General features: G+C 42.6%; 15 protein-coding genes and 1 pseudogene. 5 read left to right on the top strand and 11 right to left on the bottom strand.

Going from position 1 to position 17,777, the window contains the following annotated elements; all coding sequences use genetic code 11:
• Positions 1-40: 40 nt before the first annotated feature.
• The 11 genes and pseudogenes from CAP51_RS07655 to lipA form a co-directional block, all read right to left on the bottom strand.
• Positions 41-2,026 (bottom strand): family 2A encapsulin nanocompartment cargo protein cysteine desulfurase, encoded by a 1,986-nt coding sequence (locus CAP51_RS07655; RefSeq protein ID WP_087620159.1) that lies wholly within the window; start codon positions 2,024-2,026, stop codon positions 41-43.
• Positions 2,001-2,933 (bottom strand): family 2A encapsulin nanocompartment shell protein, encoded by a 933-nt coding sequence (locus CAP51_RS07650; RefSeq protein WP_087620158.1) that lies wholly within the window; start codon positions 2,931-2,933, stop codon positions 2,001-2,003. The genes CAP51_RS07655 and CAP51_RS07650 overlap by 26 nt, the downstream gene beginning before the upstream one ends.
• 432 nt (positions 2,934-3,365) lie before the next feature.
• A complete protein-coding gene (gene epsC, locus CAP51_RS07645; RefSeq protein ID WP_087620157.1) occupies positions 3,366-4,280 on the bottom strand; it encodes a serine O-acetyltransferase EpsC in 915 nt (304 codons plus the stop codon).
• Between the two features lie 67 nt (positions 4,281-4,347).
• Positions 4,348-4,854 (bottom strand): annotated as a pseudogene (locus CAP51_RS07640) (rhodanese-like domain-containing protein).
• A gap of 201 nt (positions 4,855-5,055) precedes the next feature.
• Positions 5,056-6,135, bottom strand: a complete 1,080-nt coding sequence (gene alr, locus CAP51_RS07635) for an alanine racemase (protein ID WP_087620156.1) — start codon at positions 6,133-6,135, stop codon at positions 5,056-5,058.
• Between the two features lie 27 nt (positions 6,136-6,162).
• A complete protein-coding gene (gene dnaB / locus CAP51_RS07630; RefSeq protein WP_087620155.1) occupies positions 6,163-7,605 on the bottom strand; it encodes a replicative DNA helicase in 1,443 nt (480 codons plus the stop codon).
• Between the two features lie 148 nt (positions 7,606-7,753).
• Entirely contained in the window at positions 7,754-8,200 is a 447-nt protein-coding gene (gene rplI / locus CAP51_RS07625; RefSeq protein WP_087620154.1) for a 50S ribosomal protein L9, read from the bottom strand.
• 8 nt (positions 8,201-8,208) lie between these two features.
• On the bottom strand, positions 8,209-8,436 hold the full coding sequence (rpsR, locus tag CAP51_RS07620) for a 30S ribosomal protein S18 (protein WP_087620153.1): 228 nt from the start codon (positions 8,434-8,436) through the stop codon (positions 8,209-8,211).
• Positions 8,437-8,447: 11 nt separating this feature from the next.
• Positions 8,448-8,834, bottom strand: a complete 387-nt coding sequence (gene rpsF / locus CAP51_RS07615; RefSeq protein ID WP_087620152.1) for a 30S ribosomal protein S6 — start codon at positions 8,832-8,834, stop codon at positions 8,448-8,450.
• 233 nt (positions 8,835-9,067) lie between these two features.
• On the bottom strand, positions 9,068-10,171 hold the full coding sequence (locus CAP51_RS07610; RefSeq protein ID WP_140404412.1) for a winged helix-turn-helix domain-containing protein: 1,104 nt from the start codon (positions 10,169-10,171) through the stop codon (positions 9,068-9,070).
• Positions 10,172-10,384: 213 nt separating this feature from the next.
• On the bottom strand, positions 10,385-11,470 hold the full coding sequence (gene lipA / locus CAP51_RS07605) for a lipoyl synthase (RefSeq protein WP_087620151.1): 1,086 nt from the start codon (positions 11,468-11,470) through the stop codon (positions 10,385-10,387).
• A gap of 361 nt (positions 11,471-11,831) precedes the next feature.
• Here lipA and CAP51_RS07600 point away from each other — a divergent pair, with 361 nt between their 5' ends.
• From CAP51_RS07600 to CAP51_RS07580, 5 genes are all read left to right on the top strand, one after another.
• A complete protein-coding gene (locus tag CAP51_RS07600) occupies positions 11,832-12,794 on the top strand; it encodes a thiamine pyrophosphate-dependent dehydrogenase E1 component subunit alpha (protein WP_087620150.1) in 963 nt (320 codons plus the stop codon).
• 14 nt (positions 12,795-12,808) lie between these two features.
• Positions 12,809-13,828 carry an alpha-ketoacid dehydrogenase subunit beta gene (locus CAP51_RS07595; RefSeq protein ID WP_087620149.1) on the top strand — a complete coding sequence of 340 codons (1,020 nt, stop codon included), beginning with the start codon at positions 12,809-12,811 and terminating at the stop codon, positions 13,826-13,828.
• Between the two features lies 1 nt (position 13,829).
• A complete protein-coding gene (locus tag CAP51_RS07590) occupies positions 13,830-15,386 on the top strand; it encodes a 2-oxo acid dehydrogenase subunit E2 (protein WP_087620148.1) in 1,557 nt (518 codons plus the stop codon).
• Between the two features lie 10 nt (positions 15,387-15,396).
• Complete coding sequence (lpdA, locus tag CAP51_RS07585; protein ID WP_087620147.1) at positions 15,397-16,797, top strand: dihydrolipoyl dehydrogenase; 1,401 nt, start codon at positions 15,397-15,399, stop codon at positions 16,795-16,797.
• Between the two features lie 90 nt (positions 16,798-16,887).
• Positions 16,888-17,673 (top strand): acetoin reductase, encoded by a 786-nt coding sequence (locus CAP51_RS07580; protein ID WP_087620430.1) that lies wholly within the window; start codon positions 16,888-16,890, stop codon positions 17,671-17,673.
• The last annotated feature ends 104 nt before the right edge of the window (positions 17,674-17,777 follow it).

The raw sequence follows: 17,777 nt of genomic DNA, 5'->3' as shown, positions 1-17,777 counted from the left end.
ACAATTCGGTTTTTATTTGTGATTCAAATGTCAGTGAAGATTAGTACTGCCTTCTTTTTTTGCTCAATTGATGCAGTACAGATACCATTAAATCAATTTCATCAGTTGTATTATAGAATGCTACCGATGGGCGCACGGTTTGTTCTACACCAAAACGACGTAGAATAGGTTGTGCACAATGATGTCCGGAACGTACAGCAATACCGTATTGATTCAGCGCTTTACCGACTTCTTCAGTTGAATAACCTTCCAGTGTAAATGACATCACACTGGCTTTATTCAATGCTGTACCAATTGGTCTTAAACCTGAAACACTACTTAAAGCATTTTGACCATAATCTAGTAAAGCATGCTCATAAGCTGCAATGTTCTGGATACCAATACGTTCAACATATTCAAGTGCCGCGCCCAGACCTACTGCATCGGCGATATTACCTGTGCCTGCTTCAAACTTGTTCGGTGCAGGTTGATAGACCACTTGTTCGAAAGTGACATCCTGAATCATGTTGCCGCCACCTTCCCAAACTGGCATGGTTTCCAGAATTTCAGGTTTGGCATACACTGCGCCAATACCAGTTGGACCAAAAACCTTATGGCCTGAGAACACAAAGAAATCGGCATCGATACCTTGTACATCAGTTGGCATATGCGATACAGATTGCGCACCATCCACCAATACTCTGACGCCATGGGCATGAGCAATTTGAATGACTTCTGCAACAGGTGTTACAGTCCCCAGTGCATTGGATACCTGAGTAATCGACACCAACTTAGTACGATCATTGATCAATTTGGGTAATTCTTCCAAAATGATCTGACCGGTATCATCAACAGGGATAACCCGTAATTTTGCACCGACTTTCTTGGTTAATTGATACCACGGAACGATATTGGCATGATGCTCAAGATTGGAGACAATGATTTCATCACCTTCACCAATATTTTGCTCACCCCAACTTTTTGCAATCAGATTAATGCCTTCGGTTGTACCACGCACAAAGATGATTTCTTTGGACGATTTTGCACCAATAAAACGTGCCACAACATTACGGGCATGTTCATAGGCATCGGTAGCACGCGCAGCCAACTCATGTGCAGCACGATGAATGTTGGAATTTTCATGCTGATAAAAATAAGCAATCCGATCAATCACACTTTGCGGTTTTTGAGTGGTTGCCGCATTGTCAAACCAGACCAGTGGGCGACCATTCACTCGTTCTTGCAAGATTGGAAAATCCTTGCGGATCGCAAATACGTCAAGTGGTTGAGCACTGCTTGGGGTAAACTGCGTTTTATCTGCATGATAACTTTGTGGAATATTGCCAACATGCGGCTGATTTTGGGGAAAAGCGTCCAGAAAATAAAATGCCGATTGACTGTTTTGCGGTGTTTGCACCTGAGGCGAATCATTTCTTAATAAAGATGTTAAGCCATCTCCATAAGGCAAATGAAAGGATTTCGCGATATTGCCATGATCGTTACCACGACTAAAATCATTTAAATCTGGATATGCAGAGCTAGGTGCTGAACTAGCAGATGCCTGGTTTAGAAAATAAAACGGCGAGTCCGATTGTGTACGTGGTGCTTCAGCAGCCACAACTGGAATACTGGGTTGTGGATGGGCAATTTTTGGTGAATGCGGTTCGTAGGGCGGTTTAGGTAAATTTGCCCCGCCAATCACCGGTGCAGAGGCAACAGCTCGACGTTCGGGATAGTCCGGTAAATTGGGAATATGATCGGGCAATTCCGGATTTAGACCTTTTTGGAACGCAATATTCGGTGCACGACCACTTAATGCCGTAACATTTTCGGCAGGTTGTGGTGGATGCGGAGGCGGTGCCACATTCGGTAAATCCAAATTTAAACCGGAAGGATTCTGTCCGGAATTGGGTAGAGTCGAAAAAAACTCATTTGCCAAACGGGCTATAGTAGCTTCATCGGGTAAATTTGCCGGTGGTTGTACACCACCGACGTCATTTACACCCGCATGACTACTTGGATTATTTGTAGTTAACTGGGTAGTCATGATATTTATCTATCTCCACATCTTCTAATACAGCAAGCGCATCTTCGGTGAGTACCGCAAGAGAGCAATATAATGAGATCAGATAAGACGCAATAGCATTGCGATTAATCCCCATGAAACGTACAGATAAACCAGGTGATTGTTCACCTGCAAGACCCGGTTGGAATAAACCAACAACGCCCTGACGTTTTTCACCTACACGGAGCAAAATGATTTTGGTTTTGCCATCTTCTACAGGAATTTTGTTGGAAGGAATTAGCGGTACGCCACGCCATGTAATGAACTGCGAACCGAACAGGCTTACTGTTGGTGGTGGAACACCACGGCGAGTACATTCACGACCAAAAGCGGCAATCGCATCTGGATGTGCAAGGAAGAATCCTGGTTCTTTCCAGACTTTACGTAATAAATCGTCCAGATCATCAGGGGTAGGTGGACCACTTAAAGTCGATAAACGTTGGTCGTCTGTTACACTGGCCAATAAACCATATTCCGGGTTATTAATCAGTTCACTTTCCTGACGTTCTTTGATGGTTTCGATGGTCAGACGTAATTGTTCTTTAATCTGGTCATGCGGGCTGCTATAGAGATCGGCAACACGGGTATGCACATCAAGAACTGTCGATACACCATTTAGGAAGTATTCACGTGGCTGAGGATCATAGTCCACAAAAGTTTGTGGCAAAGTCGCCTCATCACGCTGTGTACATGCTACCTGAATATCATCGGTATTATTCACACGGTTGACACGGTAAATACCCGCTTCAACAGGTACCCATTGTAATAAGTGGGTTAACCAACGTGGTGTAATGGTGGAAAGTTGAGGAACGGTTTTCGTTGCATTGGCGAGCTGGCGTGCTGCAATATCGCCCAGTGCAAGTTGAGTTTTATCACTATTTTTTGCCATCAATTTGTCCTACATACGGCGTTGTTAACAAGATGCATATAAGATTAAGTGGAAAAAAACATTTTGGAAAATAACAAATTAAGATAATGTTTCCATAAAAATTTCTATATAACTTATATAGATAAATATATGAGAAAAAAATATATAAAAATGCTAAGAGATAATTGTTTTCAATTACGGACATTAAAAAACATATAAATGTGCAGGGTTATTGGGTGATTTTTGCATATTTATTTCAGCTGATCATCACCATTTGTGCTGAAAAATTTGCAAAATTGATCAGCAAAAACGGATAAAATCAGGACAGGAAAATGATTTAAATATGTCGATAAAACAATTTATTGTTTTATCGTTTCCATGCCCTGATTATTGTGAATATCAGATTTCCTTACAATTTTAAAATTATTTAGAATCAATAACTTATGATTGGCGCTAAATTGATGTTTTGGTTGATTGCTCCGAACTGGATTGTAAAATCTGACTATTTGGAGCAATACTGTGGGTTAACCAGACATTACCGCCAATGGTTGAGCCTTTGCCAATGGTAATACGTCCAAGAATGGTTGCACCGGCATAAATCACGACTTCATCTTCAACAATAGGATGTCGAGCATAATCTTTTTTCAATGAACCGGAATCGTCAATTTCAAAGCGTTTTGCACCCAGTGTTACGGCCTGATAAATACGAACCCGTTCGCCAATGATACAGGTTTCACCGATGACCACACCGGTACCATGATCAATGAAGAAGCCTTTGCCAATCTGTGCGCCGGGATGAATATCGATACCCGTTGCAGAATGCGCCAATTCGGAAATAATTCGTGACAATAAAGGCACATGCGGGAAAAGTTGGTGAGCAATACGATGATAAATAATGGCAAAAATACCCGGATAGCAGAGGAGTACTTCATCCACATTTCGGGCAGCTGGATCACCGTCAAATGCCGCCAGTACATCGGCATCTAACAAACGCCGGATTGTAGGCAAATCATTAGCAAAATTCTGTACAATTTGGTGCGCATGTTCCCTGTGTTGTACCAGTTCCTGCTGAATATGCAAACGCTTGGTTTCATAACTTAAGGTGAGTACTACCTGCTGAAATAAATCATTCAGTACACGATCAAGGGTATAGGCAATATAGTAATCTTCGCTTTCCTGACGCAGTTCGCTGGGCCCAAGTCGCATTGGAAATAGAATGCCACATAGGTCTGTTAAAATTTGTTTTAAGGCTTCTTTGGAGGGCAGTTCACGCCCACCAAATTCCTTGGCACGTTGTTGTGATTCACGCCAGTCATGCCGGGCATGTTGCAGACCATGAATCACATGTTGAATTTGCCAGTGTGACACGGCGTACTCCTTTACTTGGGTGATTTTTACTTAGGGCAATTGTTATCAAACGAGTCTGATGGGTAAATCAATCCTGTACCCATGGCAATTGACGAATACGCCAACCATTACTCTGGTTGCGCTGCTGTTGTTCGTTTAGATCACCTTCAAACCCTTCGAGTATATTATACACCTGTTCAAACCCCGCCTGATAGGCAGCCGCAGCGGCCAGTGCAGAACGGTTACCACTACGGCATAAGAGTAAAATCGTTTTATCTTTGCCGACTTTATTTTCCAGTTCTTTTAAAAATCGTGGATTGCGATTAAAGGAGGTACCCGTTGCCCAAGCAATATGCGTAGTTTCTGGAACATAACCGACAAATTTACGTTCTTCATTGGTACGCACATCAACCACAACGGCATGTCCACTTTAAAACAGTTGCCATGCTTCCTGCGGTGTCAGGCTACCAGTAAAATCCAATTCATTTTCTGCTGCGTAGTTTTGAGCCTTTTCGAGAATCTCTTGCGCTTGTTGCTGATTTAATTGGCTATATGCTGTTGTATTTAAAAATTGAGTTTCTACTTTGGCGTTCATTACGTTTTCCTACAATACGACATGTGTTTCAATGTCTAAATAGTACGCCTGCACTGTTATTCTTCAAAATAAGCAAATTTTATTTTTTTATATTAAATATTGATAAAGAAAAGATTGTAAGAGATGCATTTGACGATGAATAGATCGATTTTTCATGATTTGTTGCGCTTTTATGGAATTGGCATAAAAGCGCAAGCATGATTACTCGATAATGCGTTTGGGACGATTGGTTAAGCGACATAACAATTCATAACCAATGGTTCCATTGGCTGTTGCCACATCATCGACCAGACGGGTTTTACCCCATAGTTCAACAGGTGTATCGATGGTGACTTGTGCTGCAATGTCGGTCACATCAATGGTGATCATGTCCATGCTGACACGTCCGACCACAGGCACCAACTGACCCTCAATGGCAACAAAATTATCTTTTACAAAGGCGCGCGGATAGCCATCGCCATAACCAATTGACACCACAGCAATGGTCATATCTTTAGGTGCTTTATAGCGAGAACCATAACCGACAAATTCACCTGCTTTGATCTGATTGATGGCAATAATAGCAGCATTAAATTGCATCGCTGGTTGTACACCCAAATCCTGAGCAGAACGATCTTCAAAAGGAGAAGCACCATAGAGCATAATGCCGGGGCGAACATAATCAAAATGCAATTCAGGATAATTGAAAATGGCTGCTGAATTACAGCAGGAAACTTCAATCGGCATGCAGGCGGCTTTGACCTGTAATAGTTGTGAAATCTGATGCTGATTCATCGGATGATCGGGAACATCGGCATTGGCGAAATGCATGGCAAGTACACAATGGAAACCATCTGACTTTAATTGTTGAATAACGTCAATAATTTCCGGTACTTTAAAACCCAGACGATTCATACCGCTATTGAGCTTTACCCAGACTTTTAAACCGGCTTGCTGATACTGTTCTTTGTAGTTATATAACCAGTCAAGTTGTTGTTGGTGATGCACAATACATTCGATTTTTTCTGCAACGGCAATCGCCATTTCATTCTGGCTAAAAACCCCTTCGATCAGGGTAATTGGCTTCTGGTTGCCCAGTTTGCGAATTTCCAGTGCTTCATCCAAACAGGCAACACCAAAAGCATCGGCTTCGTCAAATGCTTCAATGGCGGGCTGTACCCCAATACCATAGGCATTGGCCTTGACCATGCACACAACTTTTGCAGTTGGGACAAGTTGTTTTACACGTTGAAAATTATGCTGTAATGCTTGTTTGTGAATACAAACCGTTGCCTGACGCACAGCGAAACTCCTTAAACGATGAAGAAACTATTCTTCATTTTCTTGAAAATTATTGTAGAACTCTGGGGATAAATTACTGAATCGGGTATATTGTCCCTCAAAAGCCAAACGCACAGTACCAATTGGACCATTACGCTGTTTACCAATAATGATCTCGGCTGTACCGGCTTCTTTGGATTCCTTATTGTAAACCTCATCACGGTAAATAAACATAATTAAATCGGCATCTTGCTCGATTGCACCGGATTCACGTAGATCAGACATAACTGGACGTTTATTGGGGCGGTTTTCCAGACTTCGGTTCAGCTGTGACAAGGCGATCACTGGACAATTCATCTCTTTTGCCAGTGCTTTTAAACTTCGGGAAATTTCCGAGATCTCACCTACACGGTTATCACCCATACCGGGTACTTTCATCAACTGTAAATAATCGACCATGATACAGCCGAGTTTACCATCATGCTGTTTGGCAATACGGCGTGCCCGGGAACGTAGTTCGGTCGGTGGCAGGGCAGAAGAGTCATCAATATAGAGGTGCTTCGATTCGAGATGCACAATGGTACTGGTGACCTTCGACCATTCATCACCATCAAGTTTACCAGAGCGTAAATGTCCCTGGTGGACACGGCCAAAAGAGGAAATCATCCGCATGGCAATTGAGTCGGCTGGCATTTCCATGGAAAAGACCAGCGCTGGCAGATCGCAGTTAAAGAGGACACTTTCGACCAAATTCATGGCAAAGGTTGTTTTACCCATCGATGGACGCGCTGCGACAATAATCAGGTCGCCTGCTTGCATGCCATAGGTTTTGTTGTCCAGTTCGACAAAGCCGGTGGATAGACCGGTAATGTTACTGTCCAGTTTGGATAATTCGTCCAGTTTGCTGACGACGGAAGTGACCACATCGCTAATTGATTGTGGTCCGGTTTTGCTCTGGCGATTATTATGTTGTTCTGCAAGAGAAAAAATATTGGTTTCGGCAAGGTCCAATAAGTCGGAAACTGTTTGTCCTTTGGGATCGTAGGCGGTCTGTAAGATCTCATTGCCGACTCCGATCATGTTGCGTAGGGTCGACAGTTCCTTTACTTTTTCTGCATAGCTTGGCAGGTTAAATAAAGAGGTTGGTGATTCCGACATCAATTGCATGAGATAGGCTTCGCCACCCGCAGCTTCGAGCAAATGTTGATTGGCAAGCCAGTCATTAACCAGTACCGCATCATAAGGCTGATTTGAATTGGCCAGTTTGGCAATCGCCTGAAAAATATAACGGTGGCGTGCAGCATAGAAATCATGCTCAGATAAAATATCGGCAATGCTTTCCCATGATTCTGCAACCGTCATCAATGCCGCCAATACTGCTTGTTCCATCGTCAAGTTATGTGGTGGCGTACGAAAGTTTTTTTGTTGGTCGTTTACTGCATTATCTGAATTTGTCGTTTTGGAAGACGCTTGTTTGTCCTTAGCCGACATAAGAAATAGTACCTAAAAAGAAATGTGATCGATGAATTAAGGGATAAGATTTTAGCATTAAAAATGAATGGAGAGTGTGGTCATTACAACAAAAAAGGCATGTGTTTCCACATGCCTCTTGTTTGAATAATTTGTCTAGAAAGAGAAATTATTCAGAAACGATTGTTACAAGTACTTCAGCAGTTACATCGTGATGTAATTGAACAGCAATTGTAAATTCGCCAGTATGACGAAGTGCACCGTTTGGAAGACGAACTTCTGAACGGTCTACTGTAAGACCAGCAGCAGTTAAGGCATCAGCGATATCACGCGTACCGATAGAACCGAAAAGTTTACCTTCATCACCAGCTTTTGCAGTAATAACGATATTCACTTCGTTCAATTGTTCAGCACGGGCATTCGCAGCAGCCAATACTTCAGCTTCTTGTTTCTCGAGTTCTGCACGACGAGCTTCAAAAGCAGCAGTATTTGCTTCAGTTGCAGCAACAGCTTTACCTTGAGGAATTAGGAAGTTACGACCATAGCCAGCTTTAACTGCAACTTTGTCACCTAATTTACCCAGGTTTTTAATGCGTTGTAATAGAATAATGTCCACAGCTCACCTCACTTATGGTTGTCAGTGTAAGGAATCAAAGACAAGTAGCGAGCTTGTTTGATTGCAAGCGCTAATTGACGTTGATAACGCGCACGAGTACCAGTGATACGGCTAGGAACAATTTTGCCATTTTCAGTGATGTACTGTTTTAAAGTGTCGATATCTTTGTAGTCGATGTATGCAACATTCTCAGCTGTGAAGCGGCAGAACTTGCGACGACGGTAAAAACGTGCCATGTGTGTTCTCCTTATCCTTCAACAGATTCTTGAGCTTGTTGTGCTTCTTCACGTTGCGCCTTACGGGCACGTTTTTCTTCAGCACTCTTAGCCAATAAAGATTCTTCAGTAATCGCATGTTCACGACGAATGATAATATTACGAATGATTGCGTCGTTATAACGGAATAATTCTTCTAATTCATCAAGCGTAGTTTGACCACATTCAACATTCATTAAAATGTAGTGTGCTTTGTGAATTTTGTTAATTGGGTAAGCCAATTGGCGACGGCCCCAATCTTCTAAACGATGGATTTGACCACCGGCTTCTTTGATTTGTGCGATATAGCGTTCAACCATACCCACAACCTGATCGCTTTGGTCTGGATGTACCAAAAGCACGATTTCGTAGTGACGCATTGTCAGCTCCTTACGGTTTAAACAGCCCCTGACAATGTGTCAGAAGCAAGGAGTCACAACCAAAATAGTTGTGTCGCATAAGTGCGAGGGCGAATTTTAATGAATTTGACAGTAAATTTCAAGTAAAACATGTTTGATTTTATCTGAATAGAGAATGGATTATCCATATATCTTGGATAATGATCCATGCCATGTCATCCGGATTTTCCAGTCATGTGCATGGAAGGGGTGAGCTATAGCATCAAAAGTGCAGCGATTTTATCCCGATACGGACTATTGACAGGTAAAAGATCCAGTAAACGCTCGACTGCATCTATACGGTCGGGTGCTCGTTGTACCAGCGCGAGTAATTGTTCGACATCATGTGATTGATGAATATGATAGCTGAGTCTGGCATCAAAGGATTCGCGCCATGCTCTTAAAAAAGGACTATCCGATTTAGATAAAAAATTTCCCTTATATAGATTACATGCCGTCGAGAAGCAGCCTGAATTAAGTGATTGCTCGGCAGTGATAAAGTCACATTGTACTTCACAGGTCAAACGATAGGAACGGGATTGAATCTGATCATTTAATAGATGACGCAACTGGGAAATTTCTGATTTTAAGGTTTTACTACTGACCTCACGATCACCATACAAGGCATAATGCAATTCATCCAGACTAATTCCGGCAGGGCAAAGGGCCAGAATACACAGGATTTCTATTTGCCGGTGCGTAAGTGTTAAAGGTTGATGATTAAACGATATTTGTGGTGTGCCAAAAGCATGAATGATCAGACGGTCCTGTTTAATCAGCTGCAAGGTTCCCAGAATAATATCTGAGCAGCGTTCAACCGCAAGTTTACCTAGAATACTGTGCTTTTTATACTTGGTCGATAAGTTGACAATGCCATAATATTGTTTGGTCATTTTATCGATAATGGGTGTCGCATAACAGACCCAGTCTCGAACGCTTTGCATGGCATTTTCGTGAGAATAGACACAGCTTGTGGTGTGTGTATGCAATGCCAATCCCAGAGCATTGGTGCCAACAGATTGCAAATCCCATTGACCACCTTCAACAAAGTGTACCTGTTCGGCAGAAGTGCGCATTGCCCGGCTGCTCCATGTCCAGAGTAACGTGCCACAAGGATCGGTAACGCCAATTGCCATACCGGCATCTTCGGCAATATCGGCTAGACTGGATTGGTTTAAAGCGATTGCATTGCCAAACACAGAAGATTGCCAGTCTTGCGTCAGGGCTAAAATAGGTGCTGCTTCAACATTTGCCAAAGGCGTGTAATGATGTGTAGGCTGCTGGGTATAAGACTGTGATTTAGAACGTTGAGTATCCATACAATACTTCCTGATCACTGATTGACGACTCCAAATCCGTAGAGTCGTGAAGAGGTTAACATATTAGGATAAATCACAAATTTAACGATAGTCGATCAATGTATGATTGCTGTAGCAAGTTTTATCGTTTTGCAATTTAATTTTACTAAGAGAGCGATACAGACCTATTCAAACAAAAACTGGATAGGGATACATTGGCAAATTTGATCAAAATTAAACCAACGAATCTGGTGCGGATTCACCATGATATTGCCGATCTGCATAATAGCTGGAACGAACCATGGGTGAACTCCATATATTTTTAAAATTCAGTTGCTTGCCATGCTTTTCATAGCGTTTAAATTCTTCCAGAGAAACAAAGCGGTGAATGGCTGCATGCGATTTACTCGGCTGCAAATACTGTCCAATCGTGACCAGATCGATATGGTGATCATCTAGGTCGTTAAGCAGTGCAAAAACTTCCGCTTCGATTTCACCTAGCCCAACCATCAATCCGCATTTGGTAACTAAATCCGGACGTAGGGCTTTAAATTTTTTCAATAAATCAAGTGAATGTTGATAATCCGAACCAGGACGCATGGCTTTGTAAAGTCTGGGTACGGTTTCGATATTATGGTTAAACACATCCGGTGGTGTTTCCGCCAAAATATTAAGGGCGATGTCTAGTCGTCCACGAAAATCTGGCACCAGAATTTCAATTAAAGTATCGGGACTACTTTTACGAATTTCCTTGATACATTCAACAAAATGCTGGGCTCCACCATCTAATAGATCATCACGATCAACAGATGTAATCACCACATATTTGAGTTTTAAATTTGCCACTGTTTCTGCCAGATGGCGGGGTTCTTCCGGATCAAGCGCATTGGGCCGGCCATGTGCCACATCACAAAACGGACAGCGGCGAGTGCAGATATCGCCCATGATCATAAATGTTGCTGTGCCGCCACCAAAACATTGTGGCAGGTTTGGACAGGCGGCTTCTTCACATACAGTATGCAATTTTTGTTGGCGTAATAAATTCTTGATGCGTTTAATTTCTTCAGGCTGACTAATTCTGGCACGAATCCAGCGAGGTTTTTCTGGAATAGTTGTAGTTGGAATCACTTTGACCGGGATTCTGGCAACTTTTTCTGCACCACGTAATTTGATACCTGTATTATGATTTTGCTGTGTTTTTGGCTGGCTATGTGCAGAATTTCCATCAACTGGTGTGCCAGCAGGCAATATTGCAGAGTGCAGATTTTTTTGCCTATTAAGTTGCTGTATATCGGGCGTTGTATTTAATAATTGATACATTTTAAATTCCTTTTAAAATATATATCTAATAAAGCGAAATTTAATTATAATGTCAAACTATTTTTTAATCATTATAGATTGGTTTTTAATAATTAAATAGATCATTATATTAAATAAAGGTTGGTTGAAGGTTTGTTTTTATAAGTAAATGATAAATAATAAAAAGTAACAATTATTTTAAGTGTTTTAAATCGTTGTTTTACTGGTTTTTATTATAATTTTTATAAAAATATTTTTTTAGTCTAATAGCTTATTTATTTAAAATAAATTTATATAAAGACATGGGTGTTTAAGCGGATCTATAAATACCCAGTTTAATATGAATCATTGCTTTTTAATTGAGTAAAGAAGGATCATTGATATGCAATTAACGGAAGAACAATTGCTGACTGCATACCGACGTATGCGTGATATTCGTGAATTTGAAGATCGACTTCACGATGAAAATAACACAGGTGATATTCCTGGCTTTATTCACTTATATAGTGGAGAAGAAGCAGTCGCTGTCGGGATTTGTGAGAATTTAACCGACAAGGATTACATTACTTCAACCCACCGTGGACATGGACACTGTATTGCCAAAGGTTGTGATATTCACGGCATGATGCTGGAAATTTTTGGTAAAGATGATGGTTTATGTCGTGGTAAGGGTGGTTCCATGCATATTGCCGATCTGGATAAAGGCATGTTAGGTGCCAATGGTATCGTTGGCGGTGGGCCTCCTTTGGCAATTGGCGCAGCATTGACAGCCAAAACCTTAAAAACCGGTGGTGTTGGGCTGTCATTTACAGGTGATGGTGGTTCCAATCAGGGCTTGACTTTTGAAGCCATGAATATGGCTGTGGTACTTAAACTGCCTGTGGTTTTTGTGTTTGAAAATAATGGCTTCGGTGAAGGAACCGCGCATGACTATGCTGTGGGTAGCAAAGACATTGCAGGTCGTGCAGCAGCGTTTGGTATGCCAGCACAAAAAGTTGATGGCACAGATTTTTTCGCAGTCTATGAAGCCGCCAATGCCGCCATCGAACGGGCTCGTCGGGGTGAAGGACCAAGTGTTATTGAAACCGTGACCAACCGTTTCTACGGGCACTTTGAAGGTGATCCGGGCTTGATCCGTTCTAAAGAAGAGCTGGATTATGTCAAGGAAAATAAGGATCCATTAAAAATTTTCCGTGAAAAAGTCAAAGGAAAAATTGATGAAGCCAAACTGGATGCGATTGATGTTGAGTCAAAAGCCAATGTCGATGATGCCGTGGCAAAAGCCCGCGCCGCAAAATATCCAGAAACATCGCAACTTCTTACAGACGTTTATGTGTCTTACTAAAGGAATAGTAAATCATGCCAGTTAAAAGCTATCGAAATGCCATTAAAGAAGCCATCGAATTGGAAATGCGTCGTGATCCAGCCGTCATTGTGGTGGGTGAAGATGTTCGTGGTGGTCATGGTGGTAAAAATACCGATGATAATAAGTTAGAAGGTTTTGGTGGTGTACTTGGCGTCACCAAAGGTCTATGGACCGAATTTGGTTCAGAACGGGTAATTGATACCCCAATTACCGAATCTGCCATCATTGGGATGGCAGCAGGTGCCGCAGCAACAGGTTTGCGTCCGGTTGCCGACTTGATGTTTATGGATTTTTACGGTGTTTGCTATGACATGATGTATAACCAAGCCGCAAAATTCCGCTATATGTTTGGTGGTAAGGCCAAAGCACCCATGGTGGTGCGCGGCATGATCGGTGCAGGTTTTTCTGCCGCAGCGCAACATTCACAATCACCTTATAACGTATTTGCCTCTGTACCCGGCTTGAAAGTCGTGGTGCCATCAAATCCATATGATGTAAAAGGTCTATTGATTCAAGCCATTCGTGATGATGATCCAGTGATCTTCTGTGAACATAAACTGTTATATGACGTCAAGGGTGATGCACCTGATGAGGCTTATACCATTCCATTTGGTGTGGCGAACTATACCCGTGAAGGGACTGATGTCACCATTATTGCCTTAAGTTTAATGGTACATCGTGCCAATGAAGTTGCCGATAAACTGGCTAAAGAGGGTATTTCAGTCGAAGTGGTCGATCCACGTACCATTTCACCACTGGATGAAGAGGGTATTTTGGAATCCGTTGCTTCAACTGGACGTGTGGTCATTGTTGATGAATCGGCAGCTCGTTGTGGCTTTGCGCATGATGTGGCTGCACTGATTGCACAAAAAGGCTTTAACTATCTGAAAGCACCGATTGAACTGGTCACGCCACCGCACACGCCTGTGCCATTCTCACCTGTATTGGAAAAAGAGTGGTTGCCGAGTGTAGAACGTATCGAACAGGCTGTACGTAAAACTCTGGAGGCTTAGGATGAGCGAGATTAAAACACTGGAAATCCCAAAATGGGGATTATCCATGGAAGAAGGCACCATTGCCCAGTGGTTGATTCAGGAAGGTAGTAGCTTTAGTAAGGGACAGGAAATTTGTGAGATTGAAACCACAAAAATCGTCAATGTGCTGGAAGCACCTTTTGATAGTACCTTGCGAAAAATTCTGGCAAAAGATGGCGATACGCTACCTGTCGGTGGGTTAATCGCAGTCTGTGCCGATGCTGATGTATCTGATGCCGAGATTGATGCCTATGTGCAATCATTAGGTGGTACTCAAACTGCTGAACAGCCTACCAAAACTGAACAGGCTGCTCCTGCACAGCAACCAACAAAAGTCGCTGAAACAGCAGGAACAACAACGACTGCGCCAGTACAAAAAAATGCAGAAATTGCGACCAAAACATCTGCGTCTGTGGTACAGGGTGGCTATCGAGTACCGTCGGAATTACAGGGTTATCAGGCTGCTGATGGGTTATTTGCTACGCCGCATGCCTTAAAACTGGCAGAAAAATATAATGTTAATCTTGCCAAGGTAACAGGTACAGGACGTGAAAATCGGATTAGTGTTAACGATATTCAGGCAGCGGTGCAATCGGCGGGTGGTAGTTGGCCCGATGTAAAAAATCAGGCGAGCGGTAAAATTGTCAAATCCAGTGCTGATGACAGTCAGATTGCCGCAACGCCTGTGGCACGTCGTCTGGCGAAGGAATGGGGCATCAATCTGCATGATTGCCGTGCTTCGGGTTCTCGTGGTCGAGTGTGTAAAGAGGATGTGGAAGCAGCATATTTACGTGAAAATCCACCTGTAGTGCAAGCTGAAGGGCAGGAGAATCCATCTGCACCAGCGGCAACAGTCACTGCCATTGCTATGAATGGGATGCGCCGTGCCATTGCTTCGCGTTTACAGGCAGCCAAACGCAATGCACCGCATTTCCGTTTAATTGTCGATCTAAATGTCGATGAAATCCAGCAGTTACGGGCACAAATCAATGCCACTGTGCCGCAGGTGAAATTGTCAATTAACGATATGTTGATTAAAGCAGCCAGTGCTGCACTGATCAAAGTCCCTGCGGTCAATGTGCAATACGATGAGGAAAAGCAGGAAATTCTGCAATTTTCCCAAGCTGATATTTCGGTTGCGGTTGCCATTGATAATGGTTTGATTACGCCAATTATCAAGGCTGCCAACAAGAAATCTCTGGCAGAAATTTCCACTGAAATGCGTGATCTGGCAACCCGTGCCAAAACTGGCAAGTTAAGTCCCGACGAGTTTCAGGGTGGTAGCTTTAGTATTTCCAATCTTGGCATGTTGGGTATCAAGCAGTTTGATGCCATTATTAATCCGCCACAAGGTGCGATTTTGGCACTCGGTGCATCAGAACAGCGTACTGTGGTGGAAAACGGTGAAATTGTGATTCGTCAGATCGTCACTGCTACATTATCTTGTGATCATCGGGTGATTGATGGTGCCGTGGGTGCAAAATTCTTGGCGAGTTTTAAACAATTCGTTGAAAATCCTGCGTTAATTTTAGTGTAGGAGGATCAGCATGTCAGACACACAATTTGATTTAATCGTGATTGGTGCTGGTCCTGGTGGGTATGTGGCTGCAATTCGTGCAGCCCAGCTCGGGCTAAAAACCGCTGTGGTAGAAGCCAGTCATTTAGGCGGTATTTGTCTTAACTGGGGCTGTATTCCGACTAAGGCATTGCTTGCAGGTGCAGAGTTGGCACATCAAATTCAACATGCAGGGCAGTTTGGTTTTCAGGTGTCGCAAGTCGATTTTGATATGAGTCAACTGGTCCAACATAGTCGTCAGGTCTCGGCACAACTGGTACAGGGTATTGGTCATTTGTTAAAGAAAAACAATGTCACAGTATTTAATGCCAAAGCAAAATTTATTGCTAAAGAACAGTTGCAACTCACCGATGCAGAGGGTAAAACTCAAAAACTTTCCGCACCGCATATTATTGTTGCCACAGGTGCTAAGGCAGCAACCTTGCCACAAGTGCCTGTCGATGGTGAATACGTCTGGAGTTATAAGGAAGCGCTTGTACCAAAGGCATTACCAAAATCTTTACTGGTGATTGGGTCAGGTGCAATTGGCAGCGAGTTTGCCAGTCTATATCAGGACTTGGGTTGTGAAGTGACTTTGATTGATATTGCCAAACAGATTTTACCGACTGAAGATGCTGAAGTTGCTCAATATGTGCAAAAGCAGTTTGAACAACGTGGCATGAAAATATTGACTGAATCGGTAGTGAATGCTGTGACAGTTCAGGATAATCAGGTCACATGTGAAATTGAAGGCGCCAATGGTGTAGAAACACAGGTATTTGATCGGGTGTTATCTGCGATTGGTGTACGACCTAATTCCAGTGATCTGGGACTCGAAGCCTTGGGTATTGAGTTTGATCGTGGCTTTATCAAAACAGATCAATGGTGTAAAACCAATGTGGTTGGTGTATATGCCATTGGTGATGTTGCTGGCGCACCTTGTCTGGCGCATAAGGCTAGTCATGAAGCAATTTTGTGCGTCGAAAAAATTGCTGGTGTCAAACATGTTCATGCATTGGATCGTACTCAAATTCCAGGCTGTATTTTTACCCATCCGCAAGTGGCGAGTATTGGTTTAACCGAGCAAAAAGCCAAGGCAGAAGGATATCGTATTCAAGTTGGTAAATTTCCATTGTCTGCCAATGGCAAGGCGTTAGCGCTCGGTGTTGCCGAAGGTTTTGTTAAAACCATCATCAATAGCGAAACTGGGGAGTTACTCGGCGCACATATGGTTGGACATGAAGTGACCGAACAGATTCAGGGCTTTGCCATTGCCAAGCATCTTGAAGCCACTGATGAAAGTCTGGCTGAAGTGATTTTTCCACATCCAACCTTATCCGAAGCCATGCATGAATCTATTTTGGCAAGTATGCAACGGGCAATTCACATTTAACAAACAATAACCATAATTTTATTGTGCCTTTCTGGTCTGAGGGTTATGGTTATTTTACAAAATTTATATGTCACAAAAGAGAGCGAGAAAATGCCAAGAGGATTAACTGGAAAAGTTGCTTTAGTTACAGGTGCAGCACAAGGCATTGGTCGAGGCATTGCGCTACGACTTGCCGAAGAAGGGGTAAATGTTGCATTAGTTGATTTGAATCAGGATAAATTAAATGCGACACAGGCAGAAGTAGAAGCCTTGAATGTCAAAGCAACAACTTTTGTTGCGGATATTAGTAAACTTGAACAGATTACCGCAGCAATTGAACATACTTATAGCACCTTGGGTGGGTTTGACATTATTATTAATAATGCTGGTATCGCACAGGTTCAGCCTTTAAGCGATGTCACCCCAGAAGAGTTCCGTCGTATTACTGATATTAATGTCGGTGGTGTGTTATGGGGAATTCAGGCCGCAGCCAAGAAATTTCAAGCATTAAAACAAAAAGGTAAAATTGTAAATGCCTGTTCAATTGCAGGACATGATGGTTTTGCTTTACTCGGTGTTTATTCATCAACTAAATTTGCTGTGCGTGCATTAACTCAAGCTGCTGCAAAAGAATATGCAAGTTCTGGCATTACCGTGAATGCCTATTGTCCTGGTATTGTGGGTACAGATATGTGGGTTGAGATCGACAAGCGTTTCTCTGAAATCACTGGTGCACCGATTGGCGCAACCTATGAAAAATACGTGGCAGGTATTGCCCTCGGTCGTGTTGAAACCCCTGATGATGTTGCTGCATTGGTTGCATTCCTTGCCAGCGAAGATTCAGATTATATTACTGGTCAATCCATTTTGACCGATGGTGGTATTGTGTATCGGTAAGCGATTCTATTGTCATTGGTAAATGTCAGCCTTTGTGCTGGCATTTTTTTGATTTTGAAATGTATTTGCTATTTGGTCATGAAATATGGCACTTATAAAAACCA

The sequence above is a fragment of the Acinetobacter populi genome (assembly GCF_002174125.1).
GTDB classification, from domain to species: domain Bacteria; phylum Pseudomonadota; class Gammaproteobacteria; order Pseudomonadales; family Moraxellaceae; genus Acinetobacter; species Acinetobacter populi.
Note: the sequence above shows the minus strand (reverse complement) of the source record. Positions and strands in the feature narration are given on the sequence as shown.